15 protein-coding genes and 1 tRNA gene are annotated in these 21645 nt (G+C 65.8%); 6 read left to right on the forward strand and 10 right to left on the reverse strand.

The features are described from left to right. Positions 1 to 14 precede the first annotated feature (14 nt). Positions 15 to 3227, forward strand: a complete 3213-nt coding sequence (locus ACNR9O_RS12690) for an efflux RND transporter permease subunit (protein ID WP_473679971.1) — start codon at positions 15 to 17, stop codon at positions 3225 to 3227. Between the two features lie 118 nt (positions 3228 to 3345). Here the strand turns inward: ACNR9O_RS12690 and ACNR9O_RS12695 are convergent, their stop codons facing one another. Further along, positions 3346 to 4506, reverse strand: a complete 1161-nt coding sequence (locus ACNR9O_RS12695; RefSeq protein WP_473679969.1) for an acyl-CoA dehydrogenase family protein — start codon at positions 4504 to 4506, stop codon at positions 3346 to 3348. Positions 4507 to 4734: 228 nt separating this feature from the next. Here ACNR9O_RS12695 and ACNR9O_RS12700 point away from each other — a divergent pair, with 228 nt between their 5' ends. From ACNR9O_RS12700 to metH, 3 genes are read left to right on the forward strand one after another with little or no spacing between them, the layout of a single operon-like run. Next, complete coding sequence (locus tag ACNR9O_RS12700; RefSeq protein WP_473679967.1) at positions 4735 to 5661, forward strand: ArsR/SmtB family transcription factor; 927 nt, start codon at positions 4735 to 4737, stop codon at positions 5659 to 5661. Positions 5662 to 5672: 11 nt separating this feature from the next. Further along, a complete protein-coding gene (locus ACNR9O_RS12705) occupies positions 5673 to 6761 on the forward strand; it encodes a homocysteine S-methyltransferase family protein (RefSeq protein ID WP_473679965.1) in 1089 nt (362 codons plus the stop codon). 3 nt (positions 6762 to 6764) lie between these two features. Then, positions 6765 to 9452: a methionine synthase gene (gene metH, locus ACNR9O_RS12710; RefSeq protein ID WP_473679963.1), complete on the forward strand. Its 2688-nt coding sequence runs from the start codon at positions 6765 to 6767 to the stop codon at positions 9450 to 9452. A 64-nt stretch (positions 9453 to 9516) separates the two neighbouring features. Here the strand turns inward: metH and ACNR9O_RS12715 are convergent, their stop codons facing one another. From ACNR9O_RS12715 to cyoA, 7 genes are all read right to left on the reverse strand, one after another. Continuing rightward, positions 9517 to 9846 carry a lipid-A-disaccharide synthase N-terminal domain-containing protein gene (locus ACNR9O_RS12715; protein ID WP_473679961.1) on the reverse strand — a complete coding sequence of 110 codons (330 nt, stop codon included), beginning with the start codon at positions 9844 to 9846 and terminating at the stop codon, positions 9517 to 9519. Between the two features lie 167 nt (positions 9847 to 10013). Then, positions 10014 to 10088 (reverse strand) — tRNA-Val (locus tag ACNR9O_RS12720). Positions 10089 to 10183: 95 nt separating this feature from the next. Continuing rightward, positions 10184 to 10963: an SURF1 family protein gene (locus ACNR9O_RS12725; RefSeq protein WP_473679959.1), complete on the reverse strand. Its 780-nt coding sequence runs from the start codon at positions 10961 to 10963 to the stop codon at positions 10184 to 10186. A gap of 37 nt (positions 10964 to 11000) precedes the next feature. Continuing rightward, on the reverse strand, positions 11001 to 11396 hold the full coding sequence (gene cyoD, locus ACNR9O_RS12730; RefSeq protein ID WP_473679957.1) for a cytochrome o ubiquinol oxidase subunit IV: 396 nt from the start codon (positions 11394 to 11396) through the stop codon (positions 11001 to 11003). Beyond that, entirely contained in the window at positions 11393 to 12022 is a 630-nt protein-coding gene (gene cyoC / locus ACNR9O_RS12735; RefSeq protein WP_473688341.1) for a cytochrome o ubiquinol oxidase subunit III, read from the reverse strand. Before cyoC ends, cyoD begins: the two co-directional genes overlap by 4 nt. Beyond that, a complete protein-coding gene (gene cyoB / locus ACNR9O_RS12740) occupies positions 12015 to 14015 on the reverse strand; it encodes a cytochrome o ubiquinol oxidase subunit I (protein WP_473688339.1) in 2001 nt (666 codons plus the stop codon). The genes cyoC and cyoB overlap by 8 nt, the downstream gene beginning before the upstream one ends. 57 nt (positions 14016 to 14072) lie before the next feature. Next, positions 14073 to 15044 carry a ubiquinol oxidase subunit II gene (cyoA, locus tag ACNR9O_RS12745; RefSeq protein WP_473688337.1) on the reverse strand — a complete coding sequence of 324 codons (972 nt, stop codon included), beginning with the start codon at positions 15042 to 15044 and terminating at the stop codon, positions 14073 to 14075. 122 nt (positions 15045 to 15166) lie between these two features. Between cyoA and ACNR9O_RS12750 the strand changes: the two genes are divergently transcribed. Next, positions 15167 to 16501, forward strand: a complete 1335-nt coding sequence (locus tag ACNR9O_RS12750) for an MFS transporter (RefSeq protein ID WP_473688335.1) — start codon at positions 15167 to 15169, stop codon at positions 16499 to 16501. Positions 16502 to 16572: 71 nt separating this feature from the next. On the opposite strand, the gene ACNR9O_RS12755 is transcribed toward ACNR9O_RS12750, so the two are convergent. Both ACNR9O_RS12755 and ACNR9O_RS12760 read right to left on the reverse strand, forming a co-directional pair. Then, entirely contained in the window at positions 16573 to 18168 is a 1596-nt protein-coding gene (locus ACNR9O_RS12755) for a SulP family inorganic anion transporter (RefSeq protein WP_473688333.1), read from the reverse strand. A gap of 102 nt (positions 18169 to 18270) precedes the next feature. After that, positions 18271 to 18723 carry a DUF3574 domain-containing protein gene (locus ACNR9O_RS12760; RefSeq protein WP_473688331.1) on the reverse strand — a complete coding sequence of 151 codons (453 nt, stop codon included), beginning with the start codon at positions 18721 to 18723 and terminating at the stop codon, positions 18271 to 18273. A gap of 333 nt (positions 18724 to 19056) precedes the next feature. On the opposite strand from ACNR9O_RS12760, the gene ACNR9O_RS12765 reads away from it, so the two are divergent. Continuing rightward, on the forward strand, positions 19057 to 21513 hold the full coding sequence (locus ACNR9O_RS12765) for a TonB-dependent receptor plug domain-containing protein (protein ID WP_473688329.1): 2457 nt from the start codon (positions 19057 to 19059) through the stop codon (positions 21511 to 21513). Positions 21514 to 21645: the final 132 nt, after the last annotated feature.

Below are 21645 nucleotides of genomic sequence, written 5' to 3' on the forward strand. Positions count from 1 at the left end.
GGGAGTCGACCGACATGCCCAGTTTTTTCATTGACCGCCCGATTTTCGCGTGGGTGGTAGCGATCCTCATCACCATGGTCGGCACGATTGCGATGCTGAACATGGGTATCGAGTCCTACCCCAACATCGCCCCCCCGCAGGTCGTGGTGAACGCGACCTTCCCCGGCGCCAACGCGGACACGGTGGAGAAGAACGTCACCCAGGTGATCGAGCAGCAGCTCACCGGCATCGACCACCTGCTGTACTTCAGCTCCTCGTCCAACTCCAACGGTTCGGCCGCCATCACCCTGACCTTCGAGACCGGCACCAATCCGGACATCGCCCAGGTGCAGGTGCAGAACAAGGTCTCGCTGGCCCAGCCGCGCCTGCCCACCGCCGTGACCCAGCAGGGCGTGGTGGTGGCCAAGAACAATCCGGACTTCCTGATGTTCGTGTCGCTGGTCTCCACCAACCCGGAGATCGACGGCAACCGCCTGGCCGACATCATCGCCTCGCAGGTGGCCGACCAGGTCGGCCGTATCCCGGGCGTGGGCAGCACGCGCGTGATCGGTGCCGAATACGCGGTGCGCATCTGGCTGAACCCGGACAAGCTGCAGGGCTACGGCCTTTCGGCCAGCGCCGTGCGTGATGCCGTGGCCTCGCAGAACGTGCAATTCGCCGCCGGTTCGCTGGGCGCCGACCCGGCCCCGAACGACCAGGGCTTCACCGCCACGGTGTCGGCGGAAGGCCGCTTCTCCTCGCCCGAGGAGTTCGCCAACATCATCCTGCGCGCCAACAGCGACGGCACGGTGGTGCGTCTCAGCGACGTGGCTCGCGTGTCCTTCGGTCCGCAGACCTACGGCCTGACCTCGACCTGGAACGGCCAGCCGGTGGGCGGACTCGGCGTGCAGCTGCTGCCCGGCGCCAACGCGCTGGACGTGGCCACCGCCGTACGCGCCAAGATGGACGAGCTGGCCAAGGACTTCCCGCAGGGCGTCACCTGGTTCGCGCCGTACGACACCACGCCGTTCGTGAAGGTGTCGATCAACGAAGTGGTGCACACCCTGGTCGAGGCGATCATCCTCGTCTTCCTGGTGATGCTGATCTTCCTGCAGAACATCCGCGCGACCATCATCCCGACCCTCGTCATTCCGGTCGCGCTGCTGGGTACCTTCATCGGCCTGATCGCGCTGGGCTTCACCATCAACCAGCTCACCTTGTTCGGCATGGTGCTGGCGATCGGTATCGTGGTGGACGACGCGATCGTGGTGATCGAGAACGTCGAACGCATCATGACCGAGGAGCACCTCCCGCCGAAGGAGGCCACCCGCAAGGCCATGGGCCAGATCACCGGCGCCGTGGTGGCGATCACCGTGGTACTGGCGGCGGTATTCGTGCCCTCCGCGCTGCAGGCCGGCGCTTCGGGCGTGATCTACAAGCAGTTCGCCCTGACCATCGCGGTGTCGATGGGCTTCTCGGCGTTCCTCGCGCTGTCGTTCACCCCGGCGCTGTGCGCCACCATGCTGAAGCCGACGCACGACGAAAAGAAGAATGTCGTGTATCGCGGCTTCAACAAGATGTTCGACTGGGTGACACACACCTACAGTGGCCACATCGCCAGCGCCGCGCGCCACGCGCCCCGCTGGATGATCATGTTCGCGCTGATCGCGGCGCTGGCCGGCTTCCTGTACACCAAGCTGCCGACCAGCTTCGTGCCCAGCGAAGACCAGGGCTTCGCGCTGGCCATCGTCAACCTGCCGCCGGGCGCGACGCTCAAGCGCACCGAGGCAGTGATGACCGAGATGCGCGAGCGAATCAAGAACAGCCCGCTTAACGACTCCATTGTCGGCATGTACCAGATCAGCGGCTTCAGCTTCGTCGGCCAGAGCGAAAGCGCGGGCATGGCGTTCATCAAGCTCAAGGACTGGAGCGAACGCAAGATCACCGCGGATGAGCTGATCATGCAAGCCAACGGCGTGCTGCATGGCATCCGCGACGCGCAGATCTTCGTGGTGAACCTGCCGACCATCCGCGGCCTCAGCCAGTTCGGCGGTATCGACATGTATCTGCAGGCGCGCGCCGGCCAGACGCACGGCGAGCTGATGCAGGCGATGGGCATGGTGCTGGGCAAGTCGAAGGGCAATCCGGCACTGCTGGGCACCCGCCCGAACTCGCTGCCCGACGCCCCGCTGTGGAACGTCAAGGTCGATCGTGTGCAGGCCGAGTCGATGGGCCTGTCGGTCAGCGATGTATACACCGCGCTCCAGCTGACCCTGGCGCCGATCTATGTCAACGATTTCGTCTACGGCGGCCGCGTGAAGCGCGTCTACCTGCAGGCCGACCAGTCCTACCGCATGGGTCCGGACGCGCTGCAGCACGTGTTCACGCCCAGCTCGCTGGCGACCACCAGGTCCGCGACCAACCCCTACAGCATGATCCCGATCTCCAGCGTGGTGCAGACCTCGTGGGGTACGGGCTCACCCGCCCTGACCCGCTACAACGGCTACGCCGCGGTGGAAATCGTGGCCAGCGAAGGCAAGGGGTACTCGACCGGCCAGGCGATGGCGGCGCTGCAGAACATCGTGGACAAAGATCTGCCCAAGGGCTTCGGCGCCGACTGGACCGGCCAGTCCTATCAGGAAATCCTGGCAGGCAACTCGGCTACCCTGCTGCTGGTGCTGTCGATCGTGATCGTGTTCCTCTGCCTCGCGGCGCTGTACGAGAGCTGGTCGATTCCGGTGGCGGTGCTGCTGGTGGTGCCGCTGGGCCTGCTCGGCACGGTGGTGTTCTCGATGCTGCGCAGCCTGCCGAACGACATGTACTTCAAGATCGGCATGATCACCGTGATCGGCCTGGCGGCGAAGAACGCGATCCTGATCGTGGAGTTCGCGGTGGAACAGCAGCAGCAAGGCAAGTCGCTGTTCGATGCGGTGGTCACCGCCTCCCGCCTGCGACTGCGCCCGATCCTGATGACCTCGATGGCCTTCATCCTGGGCGTGTTCCCGCTGGCGGTCTCCACCGGCGCGGGCGCCAACTCCCGCCATGCGATCGGTACGGGCGTGATCGGCGGCATGCTGTTCGCCACCTTCCTCGGCCTGCTGCTGATCCCGGTGTTCTACGTGGTGGTGCGCCGGGCACTGGGCGACAAGCTGGACGAAGCCTCGCACACCATTCGCCACGACCACGGCGGCGATGGCAGCGGCGGCAACATGCAGCCGTTCGATTCGGACCCGCGCCGCGGGCACTGATCGCAGAACAACAGCTTCATCCTTGAAGCCCCGGCACAATGCCGGGGCTTTTTTTTCCGCAAAAAAAAAGCGCCCGGCAGTTGCCTGCCGGGCGCTGCTCTCAAACGGCCGGGAAAACTCAGCGCAAGCCGGTCTCGGCGCGCGCGATCACCAGGCGCTGGATCTCGCTGGTGCCTTCATAGATCTCGGTGATCTTGGCGTCGCGGAAATAGCGCTCCAGCGGCATTTCCTTCGAATAGCCCATGCCGCCGTGGATCTGTACCGCCTGATGGGCGATCCACATCGCCGCTTCGGAAGCGACCAGCTTGGCCACCGAAGCCTCGGTGCCGAAACGGCCGCCGTTCTTGTCGGCCTGGCCCTTGGCCCAGGCGGCGCGCAGGGTGAGCAGCGTGGCTGCGTCCAGTTTGCACTTCATGTCGGCGATCTTCGCCTGGGTCATCTGGAAGCTGCCGATCGCCTGGCCGAAGGCCTTGCGGTCGCGCGCCCACTGCAGCGTGGCCTCATACGCGGCGCGGGCGATGCCCACCGACTGCGAAGCGATGCCGATGCGGCCGGCGTCCAGCACACCCATCGCGATGGAGAAGCCCTTGCCTTCCTCGCCCAGCAGGCTCTCCTTCGGGCACACGTAATCGGTGAACTCGATCTCGCAGGTGGCCGAGGCGCGGATGCCGAGCTTCGGCTCGGTCTTGCCCGCATGGAAACCCGGCAGTTGGGTATCGATCAGGAACGCCGACACGCCCTTGGCGCCGATGCCCGGCGTGCTGATGGCGAACAGAATGATGTAGCGCGCCACCGGGCCGGACGTGATCCAGCTCTTTTTGCCGTTGATGACCCAGTCGCCGTTGGCGTTCTTGGTCGCGCGCGTGTGCATGGCCGAAGCATCGGAGCCGGACTGCGGCTCGGTCAGCGCATAGGCGCCGATCGCCTCGCCCTGCGCAATCGCGCGCACGTACTTCTGCTTCTGCTCCTCGGTGCCGTGCTTGAGGATGCCGTTGCAAAACAGCGAGTTGTTGACCGACATGATGGTCGAGGTAGCCGCGTCAGCGGCGGCGATTTCAATCATCGCCAGCACGTAGGCGATCGGGTCCATGCCCGCGCCGCCGTATTCGTGCGGCACCTCGATGCCCATCAGGCCGAGCTGGCCCATCTCGCGAATGTTGTCCAGCGGGAACTCGCCCTTGGCGTCCAGCTCGGCGGCGACCGGCACGATGCGCTTCTGCGCGAAATCGCGGGCGATGGACTGAATCGATAGCTGGTCTTCGGTAAAACTGAAATCCATGAGGGACTCCGGAAGGGGCAAGAGAAGAAGCGAGCCCGCCATTTTAGCGAGCCTCGGAGAAACCCCCATGTGCGGTGCAACAGAGCAGTCCCGGGCGAATCCCCTGCCGCACCTGTCTTGTGCCCTTTTCGCGGCCGATTCTTACGTCGAAATCCCATCGCCACCCTTGACGCCCTGGGCCCCTCGCCCTAGCCTTCTCATCTCTCTATCGCGATATAAGGATGCGGCGTGGACCTAGCCACCGCCTCCAGCGTTCTGCGGCTGCTGGCCGACCCCACCCGGGTGCGCCTGCTGGCCCTGCTCGAACGCGAAGAATTGACCGTGGCCGAGCTGGCCGCCGTGCTGCACCTGGCGCAGCCGCGCGTGTCCACCCATCTGGCCAAGCTCAAGGAAGCCGAACTGGTGCGCGACCGCCGCGCCGGTGTCTCGGCCTACTACCGCGCCAACGTCGAAGGTGATGAACGCCAGCTCGCGCTGATCCGCTCCCTGCGCGACAGCATCGACGATGCTTTGCTTCGCGACGATGCGGCCAGGCTGCCGGCCGTGCTGGCGCAGCGCGCGAGCGAGGCCGGCTGGGCCGACACCGTCGCCGGCGACATGGAACGCCACTACTCGCCCGGCCGTACCTGGGAAACACTGGCGCGCTCACTGCTGCAGCTTCTGGAAACCGGCGACGTGCTCGACATCGCCTCCGGCGACGGCATCACCGCCGAACTGCTGGCGCCACATGCGCGCTCCATCGTCTGCGTGGATTCCAGCGAACGCGTGGTCGAGGCCGCGGCGCAGCGCTTGAAGCCCTTTGCCAACGTCGAGGTGCGCCAGGGCGACATGCACGCGCTGGACCTGGGCGAACGCCGCTTCGACCTCGTGCTGATGCTGCACGCCCTCACCTACGCCGAGCATCCGGCCCAGGCCGTCGCCGAGGCCTCGCGCCTTCTGCGCACGGGCGGCCGTCTGCTCGCGGTGACGCTGGGCAAGCACGATCACCGCGCGGTGGTGGAGCCGTTCGACCATCGCAACCTCGGCTTCACCGAAGACGCGCTTTCCGGCCATGCCGCGCGCGCCGGCCTGGAAGTCATCAGCTGTACCCGTCTCAGCCGCGAACGCAAGGCACCTCACTTCGAAGTGATCAGCCTGCTCGCGCGCAAGCCGTAAGGAGATCGACCATGAGCGCCCTGCCCTGGCTACACCCCGACCGCGTCGCACTGCTCGAAGCCGGGCTGCGCGAGCGCATCCTGATCCTCGACGGCGGCATGGGCACTATGCTGCAAGGCCACCAGCTCGACGAGACGGGCTTCCGCGGCGAGCGCTTCGCCGGCGGCCACGACAGCGCGCACGTGCATCACCACGATCATCCCGGCGGCTGCGACCTCAAGGGCAACAACGACCTGCTGACGCTGACCAAGCCGGACATCATCCGCGGCGTGCACGAGGCCTATCTCGAGGCCGGCGCCGACCTGATCGAGACCAATACCTTCAACAGCACGCGGATCAGCCAGGCCGACTATCACCTGGAACATCTCGCCTACGAGCTGAACTTCGAAGGCGCGAAGCTGGCGCGCGAGGCCTGCAATGCCTGGACCGCGAAGACGCCGGACCGGCCACGCTTCGTGATCGGCGTGCTGGGCCCGACCAGCCGCACCGCCTCGCTGTCGCCGGACGTCAACGATCCCGGCTTCCGCAATGTCACGTTCGAGGAACTGGCGGCCAACTACACCGAGTCGGCCAGCGGCCTGATGGATGGCGGCGCCGACCTGATCATGGTCGAGACGATCTTCGACACGCTCAACGCCAAAGCCGCGCTGTTCGCGCTGAGCGAACTGTTCCGCGAGCGTGGCGCGCGCCTGCCGGTGATGATCTCCGGCACCATCACCGACCGCTCCGGCCGCACGCTGTCGGGCCAGACCGCCGAGGCGTTCTATTACTCCGTCGCGCACGCGCGGCCGCTCACGGTGGGCCTGAACTGCGCGCTCGGCGCAGCCGATCTGCGCCCGCACGTGCAGACGCTCGCCGGCGTGGCCGACTGCTTCGTCAGCACCCATCCCAACGCCGGCCTGCCGAATGCGTTCGGCGAGTACGACGAAACGCCCGAGCAGATGGCCGCGGTGATTGGCGGTTTCGCTCGCGACGGCCTGCTCAACCTGGTGGGCGGCTGCTGCGGCACCACGCCCGCGCATATCCGCGCCATCGCCGCCGCGGTGCGCGACTGCCCGCCACGCCCCCTTCCCTCCACCGACGCCGCCCAAGCCGCCTGACCGATGACCACCCGCCACACCCGTCTGTCCGGCCTGGAGCCGCTGGTCATCACGCCCGACCTGTTGTTCGTCAACGTGGGCGAACGCACCAACGTCACCGGCTCCGCGCAATTCAAGAAACTGATCAAGGAAGACCGCTACGAAGAAGCCGTCGAGGTCGCGCGCCAGCAGGTCGCCAACGGCGCGCAGATCATCGATGTGAACATGGACGAAGGCCTGATCGATTCGGAAGCGGCGATGACCCGCTTTCTCAATCTGATCGCCGCCGAACCGGACATCGCCCGTGTGCCGGTGATGGTCGATTCTTCCAAATGGACCGTGATCGAAGCCGGCCTGCGCTGCCTGCAGGGCAAAGGCATCGTCAATTCGATCTCGATGAAGGAGGGCGAGGAGATCTTCCTCGAGCACGCGCGCAAGGTACAGCAGTACGGCGCCGCCGTCGTCGTCATGGCCTTCGACGAGCAGGGCCAGGCCGACACCTGCGAGCGCAAGGTAGCGATCTGTTCGCGCGCCTACGAACTGCTCACCAGCCGGCTCGACTTCCCTCCCGAAGACATCATCTTCGATCCGAACATCTTCGCCATCGCCACCGGCATCGAGGAGCACAACAACTACGCGGTGGATTTCATCGAGGCCACGCGCGAGCTGAAGCGGCGCTTCCCGCTCAGCCATGTTTCCGGTGGCGTGTCCAACGTCTCGTTCTCTTTCCGCGGCAACAACACCGTGCGCGAGGCGATCCACTCGGTGTTCCTGTACCACGCCATCAAGGCCGGCATGGACATGGGCATCGTCAACGCCGGCGCGCTGATGATCTACGACGAGGTGCCGGAGGAACTGCGCGATCGCGTCGAAGACGTGGTGCTCAACCGCCGCGCCGATGCCACCGAGCGCCTGCTGGAGATTGCCGATCGCTTCAAGGCGAAGAAAGGCGAGGCGATCATCGAGAACCTGGCCTGGCGCGAGAAACCGGTGCGCGAACGCCTTGCTCATGCTCTGGTGCACGGCATCGACCAGTACGTGGATGCCGATACCGAGGAAGCACGCCAGCAGGCGACGCGTCCGCTCGATGTGATCGAAGGTGCGCTGATGGATGGCATGAACGTGGTCGGCGACCTGTTCGGCGCCGGCAAGATGTTCCTGCCGCAGGTGGTCAAGTCCGCCCGCGTGATGAAGAAGGCAGTGGCCTATCTGTTGCCTTACATCGAAGCCGAGAAAGCGCGCACCGGCGACGTCGGCAAGAACAACGGCACCATCGTGATGGCCACGGTAAAGGGCGACGTGCACGACATCGGCAAGAACATCGTCGGCGTGGTGCTCCGCTGCAACAACTTCGAAGTGATCGACCTGGGCGTGATGGTTCCGGCACAGAAGATCCTGGATACCGCGCGCGAGCACAACGCCGACCTGATCGGCCTGTCCGGCCTGATCACGCCTTCGCTGGAAGAAATGAGCCAGGTCGCGCGGGAGATGCAGCGGCAGGATTTCACCATTCCGCTGCTGATCGGCGGCGCGACCACGTCGCGCGCGCACACAGCATTGAAGATCGAACCGCACTACAAGGCACCCACCGTATGGGTGAAGGACGCCTCGCGCGCCGTCGGCGTGGCACAGTCGCTGGTGAGCAAGGAACTGGTCGATGCCTTCATGGCCAAGGTGCGGGCGGAATACGCCGAAGTGCGCGAACGTCATCGCCATCGCGGCCCCGGCAAGCAGCTGGTGCCGCTGGAGAAGGCGCGCGCGCAGCGCTTCGGCTGCGACTGGTCGGCCTACCAGCCGCCGCAGCCGCGCCAGCCTGGCGTCACGGTATTCGACGCTTACGATCTGGCCGAACTGCGCGGTTATATCGACTGGACGCCGTTCTTCCAGGCCTGGGAACTGGCGGGCCGCTATCCGGCCATCCTTGAGGACGAGATCGTCGGCAAGCAGGCCAGCGAACTGTTTCGCGACGCGCAGGTCATGCTCGATCGCATCGTCGCCGAGCACTGGCTCACCGCGCGCGCCGCGATCGGATTCTGGCGCGCCGCCCAGGTCGGCGACGACACGGAGGTCTATGCGCCGGACGGCAGCGTGCTCGCCGTGCTCCATCATCTGCGCCAGCAGGTCGACAAACCGGCGGACCGCCCCGACTTCTCGCTGGGCGATTTCATCGCGCCGAAAGCGGCCGGCAAGACAGACTGGGTCGGCGCCTTCGCCGTCACCGCCGGCATCGGCATCGAGGAGCACATCGCGCGTTTCGAAGCGGAACACGACGATTATTCGTCGATCCTGCTCAAGGCTCTGGCCGACCGCCTCGCCGAAGCCTTCGCCGAACGCATGCACGAGCGCGTGCGCCGCGAGTTCTGGGGCTATGCGCCGGACGAAGCGCTCGACAACGAATCGCTGATCGACGAAAAGTATCGCGGCATCCGCCCTGCTCCCGGCTATCCCGCCTGTCCGGACCACACCGAGAAAGCCACGCTCTTCAAGCTGCTGGACGCGACGGCTAACACCGGCATCGAACTGACCGAAGGCTTCGCCATGTATCCCACGGCGGCCGTGTCCGGCTGGTACTTCTCACACCCGGACAGCCAGTACTTCGTGGTGGGCCGCCTGACTCGCGAGCAGGTCGAGGACTACGCCAAGCGCAAGGGATGGACGCGCGAAGAAGCGGAGCGGTGGCTGGCGCCCAACCTGGATTACGACCCGGATTGACGGCACTGCTGCAGGAAGGGGTGAGCGCAGCAAACCCCAACCTGCCTGCGGCCTGCTTGTTTGCTCAGGTCTCTTCCGGGCCGCCCGGTCGCACGGTTTCCGGCTTGTGCTGGCGCAGGTGCGCGAACACGTTGTAGATCGACACGAACATGGGGAACGCGGTCTGGATGATGCCGACCGAATCGTTCTTGCCCCAGATGAAGTAAGCCAGCGTCAGCACGCTGCCGGCGACCGACAGGTACCAGAACGACATCGGCACCACCACTTTCTTCTGCTTCTTGGTGGCATAGAACTGCACGAACCAGCGCGCGGTGAACAGCAGCGTGCCGAGCAGGCCGATGAGCTTCCACGGGGTCAGCGTGATCAGGTGGAGATTGGCGAAGGCGTCGTGCATGGCGGGCATCCGTACGGGTCAGCCGGAACATTGTAAACGCGGGCTCGTCCCGTGCCCTTTCGGCACGTCCTTGCGATCAGGAGCCGTCCGGCGACGCCGGATCGGGCATGTCGAGCCGCGAAAACGATAAGGCCACCGCGGGGGTGGCCTTATCGTTTCGATCGGGATGGTGGGCGGTACAAGGATCGAACTTGTGACACCTGCCGTGTGAAGGCAGTGCTCTACCGCTGAGCTAACCGCCCGCCGAGAGCGCGAAACTATACGGGGTGCCATGAAGGAGGTCAATGCCTCCGTTGGATTTTTCTCGCCGCCGCCGCGGCTCCCTCCGGGCCGGCGGTCAGCGTGCTTCGCGCGAGCGCCTGCGCAACCGGTATTCGTGCCGCCCCACATAGGCCGCCGCCAGCAGCACCATCAGCGCCAGCGCGTACCAGGTGAGCAGGTACGATAGATGGCTGTTCGGGAACGTGGTGACGGTGAGCCCGCCGCGCGGCCAGGCGCCGGGATCGACCGGATCGGCGTCCGCATCGACGAAATACGGCGCGACCGGCCCCAATCCTTTCGCTGCTGCGATGGCCAGCACGTCGCGTGCGTACCAGCGCTCGCGCGCCGGATCGTTGTGGCGCAGGAGCACCCGCGTCTCGGGCATGCGCAGCAGCCCGGCCACCTCCACCTCGCCCGCGGGACCCGGCGCGCAGTGTCCGTCGCGGCCGCACCAGTCCGGCGGCACGAAGCCGCGGTTGACCAGGGTCACCGTGCCGTCTGTCGCACGCAGCGGCGTCAGCACCCAGTAGCCGCTGCCCAGTCCGGTGCTCGCGGTCACCAGGGTCTGGCGGTCGTGCAGGAACACGCCATGCAGGCGCACATGAAGATATTCGTGGGAGACCGCGCTGACCCCGGGCCAGGCCGAAGGCGGCGGCGCGTCGACCGCAGAGGCATGCACGCGCTGCTCGACTCGCGCGATCAGGTCGCGCTTCCAGGCCAGGCGATGCACCTGCCAGGTACCCAGGGCGACGAAACCGGCGAAAACCACCAGCGCGAACAACGCCAGCAGCGTCAGCGCCAGCGCCCCGCGCGGGCCGCGTTCCGGAGAAGCATCGCTGGCGGCTGGCCTCGGCATGGCCGGGAATGAGGAGAGACGGGAATCGGGAACCCGCTTACGGCAGGTTCCGCGTATCCATCAGGGCCGGCATCATGTTGTGGTTGAGGTGGTACATCACCCAGATCGAACCACTCAGCGTGATCAGCACCAGCACCGCCGTGAAGATCAGGGCCAGCATGTTCCAGCCGCCCTCCGACTTCGCGTTCATATGCAGGAAGTACACCATGTGCACCACGATCTGCACCGCGGCGAAACCCAGGATCATCAGCGCGGTCGCGCTCGCATCCTTCAGGCCGCCGCTCATCACCAGCCAGAACGGGATGGCAGTCAGGATGACCGCCAGCACGAAGCCGATCACATAGCCTTTCAGCGAGACATGGCCGAGATCGTCGCCGTGATGATCGTCGTGGTGGCCATCGTGGATGGCATGGGCATCGGTATGCGCGCTCACGGCAGCACTCCCATCAGATAGACAAAGCTGAACACGCCGATCCACACCACGTCGAGGAAATGCCAGAACATCGACAGGCACCACAGGCGGCGCTTGTTGGCCCCGGTCAGGCCTTTCTTCTTCACCTGCACCATCAGCGTGATCAGCCAGATGATGCCGCAGCTCACGTGCAGGCCATGCGTACCGACCAGGGTGAAAAACGAGGACAGGAAGCCACTGCGCTGCGGGCCATGGCCCTCGGCGATCAAATGACCAAATTCGTACAGCTCGATACCGATGAATCCCGCGCCGAGCAGGCCCGTGATGCCCAGCCACACCAGCGTGCCGCCGATGCGGTTGCGCTGCATCTCCAGCATGGAGAAGCCATAGGTGATCGACGACAGCAGCAGCAGCGAAGTGTTGAGCGCCACCAGTGGCAGCTCGAACACCTCCGCGCCGGTCGGGCCGCCCGCATAGCTGCGGCCCAGCACGCCATACACCGCGAACAGACAGGCGAAGATGAGGCAGTCGCTCATCAGGTACAGCCAGAAGCCCAGCAGCGTGCCGTTCTCCGGATGGTGCTCGGTTTCCTGGTGGAACTGCAGCGGCCCGTTGGATGCCGCAGTCATGGAAGTCGGATTAGACATGGCCGGCCAGCTGCTCCGTGCGCGCCGCCTCCACCCGGGCCACGTCGGCGGCCTGGATGTAGTAGTCGCGGTTGTAGTTGAAGGTATGCCCGATCGCCACGGCGAGCAGCGCCACGAACGCCACGCCCGCGACCAGCCACATGTGCCAGATCAGGGCGAAACCGAGCACGGTGCTCAAGCCAGCCAGGATGATGCCGGCACCGGTGTTCTTCGGCATGTGGACGTCGATGAAGCCGGACTGCGGACGCTTCCAGCCCAGCTGCTTCATCTGCCACCACGCGTCGCTGTCGTGCACCACCGGAGTGAACGCGAAGTTGTACGCCGGCGGCGGCGACGAGGTGGACCACTCCAGCGTGCGGCCGTCCCATGGATCACCGGTGACATCACGCAGCTTGTCGCGGCGCAGGAAGCTCACCACGAACTGGATCAGCATCGCGCCGATGCCCAATGCGATCAGCACCGCGCCGAAGGCGGCGATCTGGAACCAGATCTGCAGCGAGGAATCCTCGAAGTGGCTGATGCGGCGGGTCACGCCCATCAGGCCCAGCACGTACAGCGGCATGAAGGCGAAGTAGAAACCCACCACCCACAGCCAGAACGAGCACTTGCCCCAGAACGGATCGAGCTTGAAGCCGAACGCCTTCGGGAACCAGAAGTTGATCGCCGCGAACGCGCCGAACAGCACGCCGCCGATGATCACGTTATGGAAGTGCGCGATCAGGAACAGGCTGTTGTGCAGCGAGAAATCCGCCGGCGGCACCGCCAGCAGCACGCCGGTCATGCCGCCGATCACGAACGTCACCATGAAGGCCACCGTCCACATCATCGGCAGCTCGAAGCGGATGCGGCCGCGGTACATGGTGAACAGCCAGTTGAAGATCTTCGCGCCCGTCGGGATCGAGATGATCATCGTGGTGATGCCGAAGAACGAGTTCACGCTCGCGCCCGAGCCCATGGTGAAGAAGTGATGCAGCCACACCAGGTAGGACAGCACGGTGATCACGATCGTGGCGTACACCATCGAGGTGTAGCCGAACAGGCGCTTGCCGGCGAAGGTGGAGACCACCTCGGAGAACACGCCGAACATCGGCAGGATCAGGATGTACACCTCGGGGTGACCCCAGATCCAGATCAGGTTCACGTACATCATGGCGTTGCCGCCCAGTTCGTTCGTGAACAGGTGAGTGCCCACGTAGCGATCCAGCGACAGCAGCGCCAGCACGGCCGTCAGCACCGGGAACGCGGCGATGATCAGCACGTTGGTGCACAGCGCGGTCCAGGTGAACACCGGCATCTGCATCAGCTTCATGCCCGGCGCGCGCATCTTGATGATGGTCACCAGCAGGTTGACGCCCGATAGCAAGGTACCTACGCCAGCTATCTGCAAGGACCATATGTAGTAGTCCACGCCGACGTCCGGACTGGCCAGGATGCCCGACAGCGGCGGATAGGCCAGCCAGCCGGTCTTGGCGAACTCGCCCACGAACAGCGAGGCCATCACCAGCACCGCGCCGCTGGCGGTCATCCAGAAGCTGAAGTTGTTGAGGAACGGGAATGCCACGTCGCGCGCGCCGATCTGCAGCGGCACGATGTAGTTCATCAGACCCGTCACGATCGGCATCGCCACGAAGAAGATCATGATCACACCGTGGGCGGTGAAGATCTGATCGTAGTGGTGCGGCGGCAGGTAGCCGAGGTTGTCGCCGAAGGAGACCGCCTGCTGCAGGCGCATCATGATCGCGTCGGCGAAGCCGCGCAGCAGCATCACCAGGCCCAGCACCATGTACATGATGCCGATCTTCTTGTGGTCGATGCTGGTGAACCACTCGCGCCAGAGGTAACCCCACAGGCGGTACTTGGTAATGACGCCCAGCAGCGCCAGGCCGCCCAGGGCCACCACGGCGAAGGTCGCCAGCACGATCGGCTCGGTGGGAATCGCATCCCAGCCGAGGCGGCCGAAAATCAGTTTGGCAAGGTCGGGATGGTCAGACATCTTGAACACCTGGACAGGCGGTACTACGCGAAAGTCGGATCGATCGGCACACGGGGCTCAATGCTCCATGTGCGACATGTCGTGCTCGGCGGCGGGCTTGCCGGCGCGGGCGGCATCCTGGGCCATGGTCTCGTGCATGCACGGCGTACCGGGCGCGACGCACATGTTGACGATGGCCTGATAGAGGTCCGGCGACACGCTGGCGTAGCGGCTCACCGGCGCGTTCTCGCTGGGTTTTTCCAGTGCCAGGTAGCTCTCACGGGTGAGGGCGTCGCCCTCCTTCGCCTTGGCCACCCACTGGTCGAACTCGCCCTCGCTCATGCCGAGGAACTTGAAATGCATGCCGGAGAAACCGGCGCCGCTGTAGTTGGCCGACATGCCCTCGTAACTGCCGGGCTTGTTGATCACCGCGTGCAGCTTGGTCTCCATGCCGGGCATGGCATAGATCTGACCGGCCAGCGCGGGGACGAAGAACGAGTTCATCACGGTGGAGGCGGTGATCTTGAACTGGATCGGCCGGTCGACCGGCGCGGCGACTTCGTTCACCGTGGCGATGCCCTGCTCCGGATAGATGAACAGCCATTTCCAATCCAGCGCGACCACTTCGACGGTCAGCGGCTTGGTGCCGGCCGGAATCTCACGACCTTCGGAGACGCGCTCCAGCGGGCGGAACGGGTCCAGCTTGTGCGTGCTCACCCAGGTCAACGCACCCAGCGCGATGATGATCAGCAGCGGCGCCGCCCAGATCACCAGCTCCAGCACGGTCGAGTGGTCCCAGTCCGGCTTATAGGTGGCCTGCTTGTTCGACGCGCGATAGCGCCAGGCGAAGAACAGAGTCAGGGCGATCACCGGCACCACGATGAGCAGCATCAGGACCAGCGAGATGAGAATGATGTCGCGCTGCTGCGCCGCCATATCGCCCGAGGGCGACATCAGGACGGTCTGGCAGCCCGACAGCAGCAGGACGGCGGGGAGCAGCAGTCCGCGGAGAGCCTTGGGGAACATGGGCCGGAAGGAAAGACGAGGCATGGGGAGACCCGAAAAGTTAACCTACTCGTGCTGCGCTGCGAAATAGGACACTTTGTCTCATGGCGGTTGGACGCCGCCGGTGCGATGCTTACGCGAACCACCTTAGTACTCAAGTTCCAGTCATGGCGATGTCGAGCACCTTTGACCACCACGGATCCCCGGACGCGTCGCACGAAGATGCGGCGCCCGCCCCGGGCCACTCGCAAGTCGCGCCCAGCGAGATCGCCGTCGGCGTGATCATCGGTCGCGCTTCGGAATACTTCGATTTCTTCGTCTTCGGCATCGCCTCGGTGCTGGTCTTCCCGTCGGTGTTCTTCCCTTTCCGGGATCGCCTGCACGGCCTGCTGCTGTCGTTCGTGATCTTCGCGCTCGCCTTCGTGGCGCGTCCGTTCGGCACTGCCCTGTTCATGGCGATCCAGCGCCGCTGGAGCCGCGGCACCAAGCTGACCGCCGCGCTGTTCCTGCTGGGCAGCGCCACCGTGGGCATGGCCTTCCTGCCCGGTTACGAGACGCTGGGCTGGCGCGCGATCGCCCTGCTCGCCTTCTTCCGCCTGCTGCAGGGCATTGCCTTCGGCGGCTCCTGGGACGGCCTGCCCTCGTTGCTGGCGCTGAATACGCCGAAGGGCCGCCGCGGCTGGTTCGCCATGCTCGGCCAGCTCGGCGCGCCGATCGGCTTCATGCTTGCCAGCGCCCTGTTCCTGTTCCTGCATTCCCAGTTGTCCAGCGAGGACTTCCTCGGCTGGGGCTGGCGCTATCCGTTCTTCGTGGCATTCGCCATCAATGTGGTGGCGCTGTTCGCCCGCTTGCGCCTGGTGGTGACCGAGGAATACACCCAGGCGATGGAAGAGCGCGAACTGGAGCCGATCGGCATCATCGAGATGCTGCGCAAGCAGGACTACAACATCTTCCTGGGCGCCTTCGCCGCGCTGGCCAGCTACGCGCTGTTCCATCTGGTGACGGTATTCCCGCTGTCGTGGATCACCCTCGGCTCCACGCAGTCGGTCAACGACGTGCTCCTGATCCAGGTGATCGGCGCCGGCGTGGGCATTCTCGGCACGGTGGCCTCGGGCTTCATCGCCGACCGCATCGGCCGCCGCACCACCCTGGGCACGCTGGCTTTCCTGATCGGCATCTTCAGCTTCGCCGCGCCATGGCTGCTGGGCGGCAGCCGCGCCGCGCAGGACGCCTTCATCCTGATCGGCTTCGCCCTGCTCGGCCTGTCGTACGGGCAGTCCGCCGGCACGGTGACGTCCAACTTCCCGATCCGCTTCCGCTACACCGGCGCCGCCCTCACCGCCGACGTCGCCTGGCTGATCGGTGCCGCCTTCGCGCCGCTGGTCGCGCTGGGCCTGTCCAGCAAGTTCGGCCTGGGCGCGGTGAGCGTCTACCTGCTCTCCGGCGCGGTCTGCACGCTGGGCGCGCTGCGCCTGAACAAGGCGCTGGAATCGCGCGACTGATGAGCAGGCATCTCCGATAAAGAGAAAGGGCCCGGCAATCACCGGGCCCTTTCTCTTTGCGTCGTGCCGGCTCAATGCATGGATACGGGCGCCGGAGGCGACCGCTGCAGCGACAGCAGCAGCAACACCCCCGCCAACACCCCGTACGCCCCGGCGAACTGCCACACCAGCGCGCGCGGGCCGGCTTCCAGCAGCCAGGGCAGATAGACGTCGCCCGTCGGTTCGACCGAGTGAATCAGGCCGAACAGGGTCAGCAGGCCACCGAGCAGCAGGATCAGCGCCGCACGCCCGGTCTTGCCGTCGATCAACGCCACCACGAAGCTGGCCCACACCATCGACGTGATGATGAAACCGTTGCCCAGAATGGTGATCACGGCCAGCTCGGAAATGCCATGCGACGCGTCGCCGAACAGGGCGCCGAAGTGCTCCGGCGAGACATAGGTGGGATCGCTGAGCTTGATCGTCACCATGCGCGCGATCGCGGGAAAGAAGCTGAACACCACCGCCGCCGCATAACGCATCGGCGTCGCTTCGAACGCCTGCACGGTGATACCGATCGCCACGAACACCAGGATCGGCGCGAGCACCGACAGGGGCACCAGTTCCACCAGATTCGACAGGTAGCCGAATACGCCGCCCAGTCCGATCACGATGCCGGTCAGCAGCGTATAGCCGCTGCGCGCGCCCATCGCCTTGTATGACGGCTGGCCGATGTACGGCGTGGTCTGCGCCACGCCGCCGCAGACGCCGGCCACCAGGGTCGCCAGCGCCTCCACCAGCAGGATGTCTCGCGTCGAGTAGTCGTCGCCCGCCGCACGCGCGCTTTCGGTGACGTTGATGCCGCCCACCACCATCAGCAGGCCGAACGGCAGGATCAACGGCAGATACGGCACCGTGTAAGCGAGCCCCTCGATCCATTGCAGGGTTGGCCATGGCAGCGCGAAACGCCAGGTCCACCCCGCCGGCGCGTGGTAACCGCTGCCCAGCCAGCCGAGCGGCCCGAGGACGTAATAAAGCAGCGCACCGACCACGAATGCGACCAGCACGCCCGGCAGGCCGAACGGAATGCGTCCCCGCGCCACCAGTGCATACAGCACCACGCCGAGCCCGGCGAAGCCCACCACGGGCACTTTCAGTATCTCCACCAGCGGCAGAAAACCCATCAGCACCAGCGCGATGCCCGCGATCGAACCGAGCAGCCCCGCGCGCGGCACATGCCGCTGCACCGCCGCGCCGAAGAACGACAGCACGAATTTCAGCACCCCCATCACCACCAGCGACGCCATGCCCAGCTGCCATGTCGCCACGCCGGCAGCGTGCGCCTCCATGCCTTGCTGCTTGAAGTGCAGGAAGGCCGGGCCAAGCACCAGCAGCGCCATGCCGATGCTGGTGGGCGCATCCAGGCCCAGCGGCATCGCGGTGACATCGTCACGGCCGACGCGCGCGGCCAGCCGGCGCGCCATCGCGGTATAGGCCAGGTTGCCCAGCAGCACGCCCAGCGCCGTGCCGGGAAACATGCGCAGGAACACGATGTCGGCGGGAAAGCCGAACAGGCCGATCAGCGCCGTGGCAAGGAAGGCCATGATGGACAGGTTGTCCACCACCAGGCCGAGAAAACCATTGAGATCGCCGGGCGCGAGCCAGCGGCGCGAGGATGTGCTGTTCAAAGTAGATCCCTGCAGGACGTCATGCCGGTGCGATCCGGCATCCGGTGAAGAAAGAGTACGCGAAGGCGCTCGCGCAGAATCCCGCCGGCGTGACGAAGCGGGTCAGAACGATACGTCCGCCGGCTGCGTCACCCGCAGCACCGACTGATCGCCCGTGCGCCGCTTCCAGGCCGCGCGGATCGCCTCGACCTTGGCACGGTTTTCCGCCGTATCCGGATAGTCGATCACCAACTGCTTGGAGCGCAGCCGCTCGGGCGAGGTCTGCTGCTTGCCCTGCCACTGTCCGTACACGTCGATCACGCTGAGTCCGTCCGGAAAGCGCGAGGTCACCTCCTTGTCGAGGAACGCGCGCCAAGCCTGCTCGCTCACGCCGCTGTCCGGCTGATCCACCAGGCCGAGGCCGAAGTACAGCCGCGTCTCCACCCAACCGCTGGTCGCGTCCGGATGCGCCGCATCGCCCTGCAGGGTAGCCCCGGTCGGCACCGACGACTGCGTCGCACACCCCGTCACGCATCCGAAAACGAGCACAACCGCCAGCATGCGCTGAAATAGCATCGATGATTCCTTCAGATGGCATTTGGACGTCCAGACGGATAGAGACTCAGACGCCCGAAGAGGTTTCGCAACGAAGTATTGACATGAACCTTGCGCAATGCAACAAATGCCGGACGCCGCTTCGCACCATTGCCCGCCCCCGACCTGCCCGCAGCCATCGTGAACATGCCGCTCAACGGACAACGCTACCAGCCGCTCGCTCCGCGAATGCGGCGATGTTGTTCGTACTGAACCGCCACGCGGCGCGCTGATCCGGCGCCATCGACCGACCGTACTTTCGCGACCGCCTTCGCGCGGCGTGTCACGCCGTCCCGAATCATCCAAGGAATCCGCATGTCCGTCCCGCCTCGGAAGTATCGCCGCACCCGTCTGTCCGCCGCCCTCGCCGTCGCCGCGCTCGCCAGCCAGGCGCAGGCCTGGCAGCAGACCGGCGATCCGCAGGCGCGCACGCTCGATCAGGTGGTGGTGACCGGCGTGCGCGCCAGCTCACGCACCGCACTGGCGTCGCCGGTACCGGTCGACGTGCTGAGCCAGGACGACCTGCGCGCCGCCGGTGCGGTGAACGGCGAGCTGGGCCAGGCCCTGGCCACGCTGCTGCCCTCGTTCAATTTCCCGCGCCAGTCCAATTCCGGCGGCTCGGACCACGTGCGCTCGGCGCAGCTGCGCGGACTGTCCCCGGACCAGGTGCTCGTGCTGGTCAATGGCAAGCGCTTCCACACCTCGGCGTTGGTCAACACCGATACCAAGATCGGACGCGGCACCACGCCGGTGGACTTCAATGCGATCCCGATCAGCGCGATCAAGCGCGTGGAAGTGCTGCGTGACGGCGCGGGCGCACAGTACGGCTCGGACGCCATCGCCGGCGTGGTCAACATCATCCTCGACGACGCACCGGAAGGCGGCGAGGTGACCGGCACCTACGGCGCCAACCACACCCGCTTCAGTCCCACCGACCGCACCATCACCGATGGCCAGACCAGCTACGCCGCCGCCAAGTTCGGTACGCGCCTGGCCGGCAGCGGCTTCTTCCGCGCCGGCCTCGAAGCCGGTCACCACGACGCCACCAATCGCGCCGGCGTCGATACCGTACCCGACTGGCTGGCCGATCCCACGTCCGCCAACCTGGCTTTGCGTGGCCGGCGCAACTACGCGGCAGGCGATCCGAAGTCGGAGAACTACAACGGCTGGCTCAACAGCGAGCTGCCGCTGGGCGATAACGCCAGGCTCTACTGGTTCGGCACCTATACGCAGCGCCACACCATCGGCGACAACTATTTCCGCTATCCCGACAGCAGCGCCAACGTGCCGTCGCTCTATCCCGATGGCTACCGGCCCGAATCGCTCGGCAGCAACCGCGACGTGCAGACCGCCGCCGGCATCCGCGGAAAACTGGCCGAGTGGAATCTCGACGGCAGCTTGAACTGGGGCAGCAACGCCTTCGACTACGACCTGCGCCACTCGCTCAACGCCTCGCTCGGCCCCGACAGCCCTACCGCGTTCCACATCGGCAGCTACCGCTTCAACCAGGGCAGCGCCAACCTCGATGGCAATCGCGAGTTCGCCTTCGGCAGCCGCTACCTCACCGTGGCCGTGGGTGCGGAGTACCGTCACGAACAGTTCCGCACCCTGCCTGGCGATCCGGCCTCCTACGCGGCCGGCCCTTACCTCGACGCACCGGTCGGCGCACAGGCCGGCGGCGGCCTGCAACCGCAGGATGCTGCGCGACTGTCGCGCAACGTGGGGGCGGCCTATGCGGAAGTGTCCAGCGACATCACCGACCACTTCTTCGCCGATGCCGCCGCACGCTATGAGCATTACAGCGACTTCGGCGGCAACTGGAGCGGCAAGCTCAGCGCCCGCTGGGAGTTCGCCAGCGGCTTCGCCCTGCGCGGCGCCGCCTCCAACAACTTCCGCGCGCCGTCGCTCAGCCAGATCGGTTTCGAATCCACCACCAGCGGCTACGGCGCGGACGGCAAGCTGGTCACCGGCCGCATCCTGTCGGTGAACAACCTGATCGCGCGCGGCCTCGGCGCGCAGGCGCTGAAGCCCGAGAAGTCACGCAACTTCAGCCTGGGCCTGACCGGCCAGGTCGGCGAGCACTTCGACTTCAGCCTCGATGCCTACCAGATCAGCATCGACGACCGCGTCACCTTGTCCGAGACCATCGACAGCGCCGGCCTGGAGGACTACATCCTCGAGCACTTCGGCGTACCTGGCGTGCAGAGCGTGGCCTTCTTCACCAATGCCGTGGACACCCGCACGCGCGGCGCCGAGCTGGTCGGCAACTACCGTGCGCCGCTGGCCGGCGGGAACCTGCTGCTCACGCTCGCCTACAGCCGCAACCACACCGACATCCGCGGCGTGCGACCGACGCCGCCGGAACTGGCCGCCACCGGCGCCGGCAACGTGCTGTTCGGCGATGAGGAGCGCAACACGCTCACCGATGCCGCGCCGCGCCAGCGCGGCTCGTTCACCGCCAGCTGGAGCGATCGCCGCTGGTCGCTGCTCGGGCGCGTGACCCGGCAGGGCTCCACCGTGCGCGTGTTCGATTTCGGCGGCGGCTTCGAACCGCGCCAGGTCTATGCCGCGCGCTGGCAGCTCGATGCCGAAGCAGAGCTGCACGTCACACCGCGGCTCAGCCTGGCGCTGGGCGGCTACAACCTCACCAACCAATATCCCACCCGCTCCAACAGTGACATCAATTACGCCGGCAACTTTCCCTATGACGTGATTTCGCCGATCGGCGTGAATGGCGCGTATTGGTATGGCCGTGCGCGCTACACGTTCTGAGCACGAATCCCGCACGCTCGCCGCACCGGAATCGCGCATCGCGAGGAAGCGAAACCACGCGTCGACAACACCGCTTTTCGTTCATCGACGATCCGCCGCACCGACATCAAGAACCATGCCGAGTGCACAAAG

It is taken from the genome of Dyella sp. CR10, assembly GCF_055814425.1.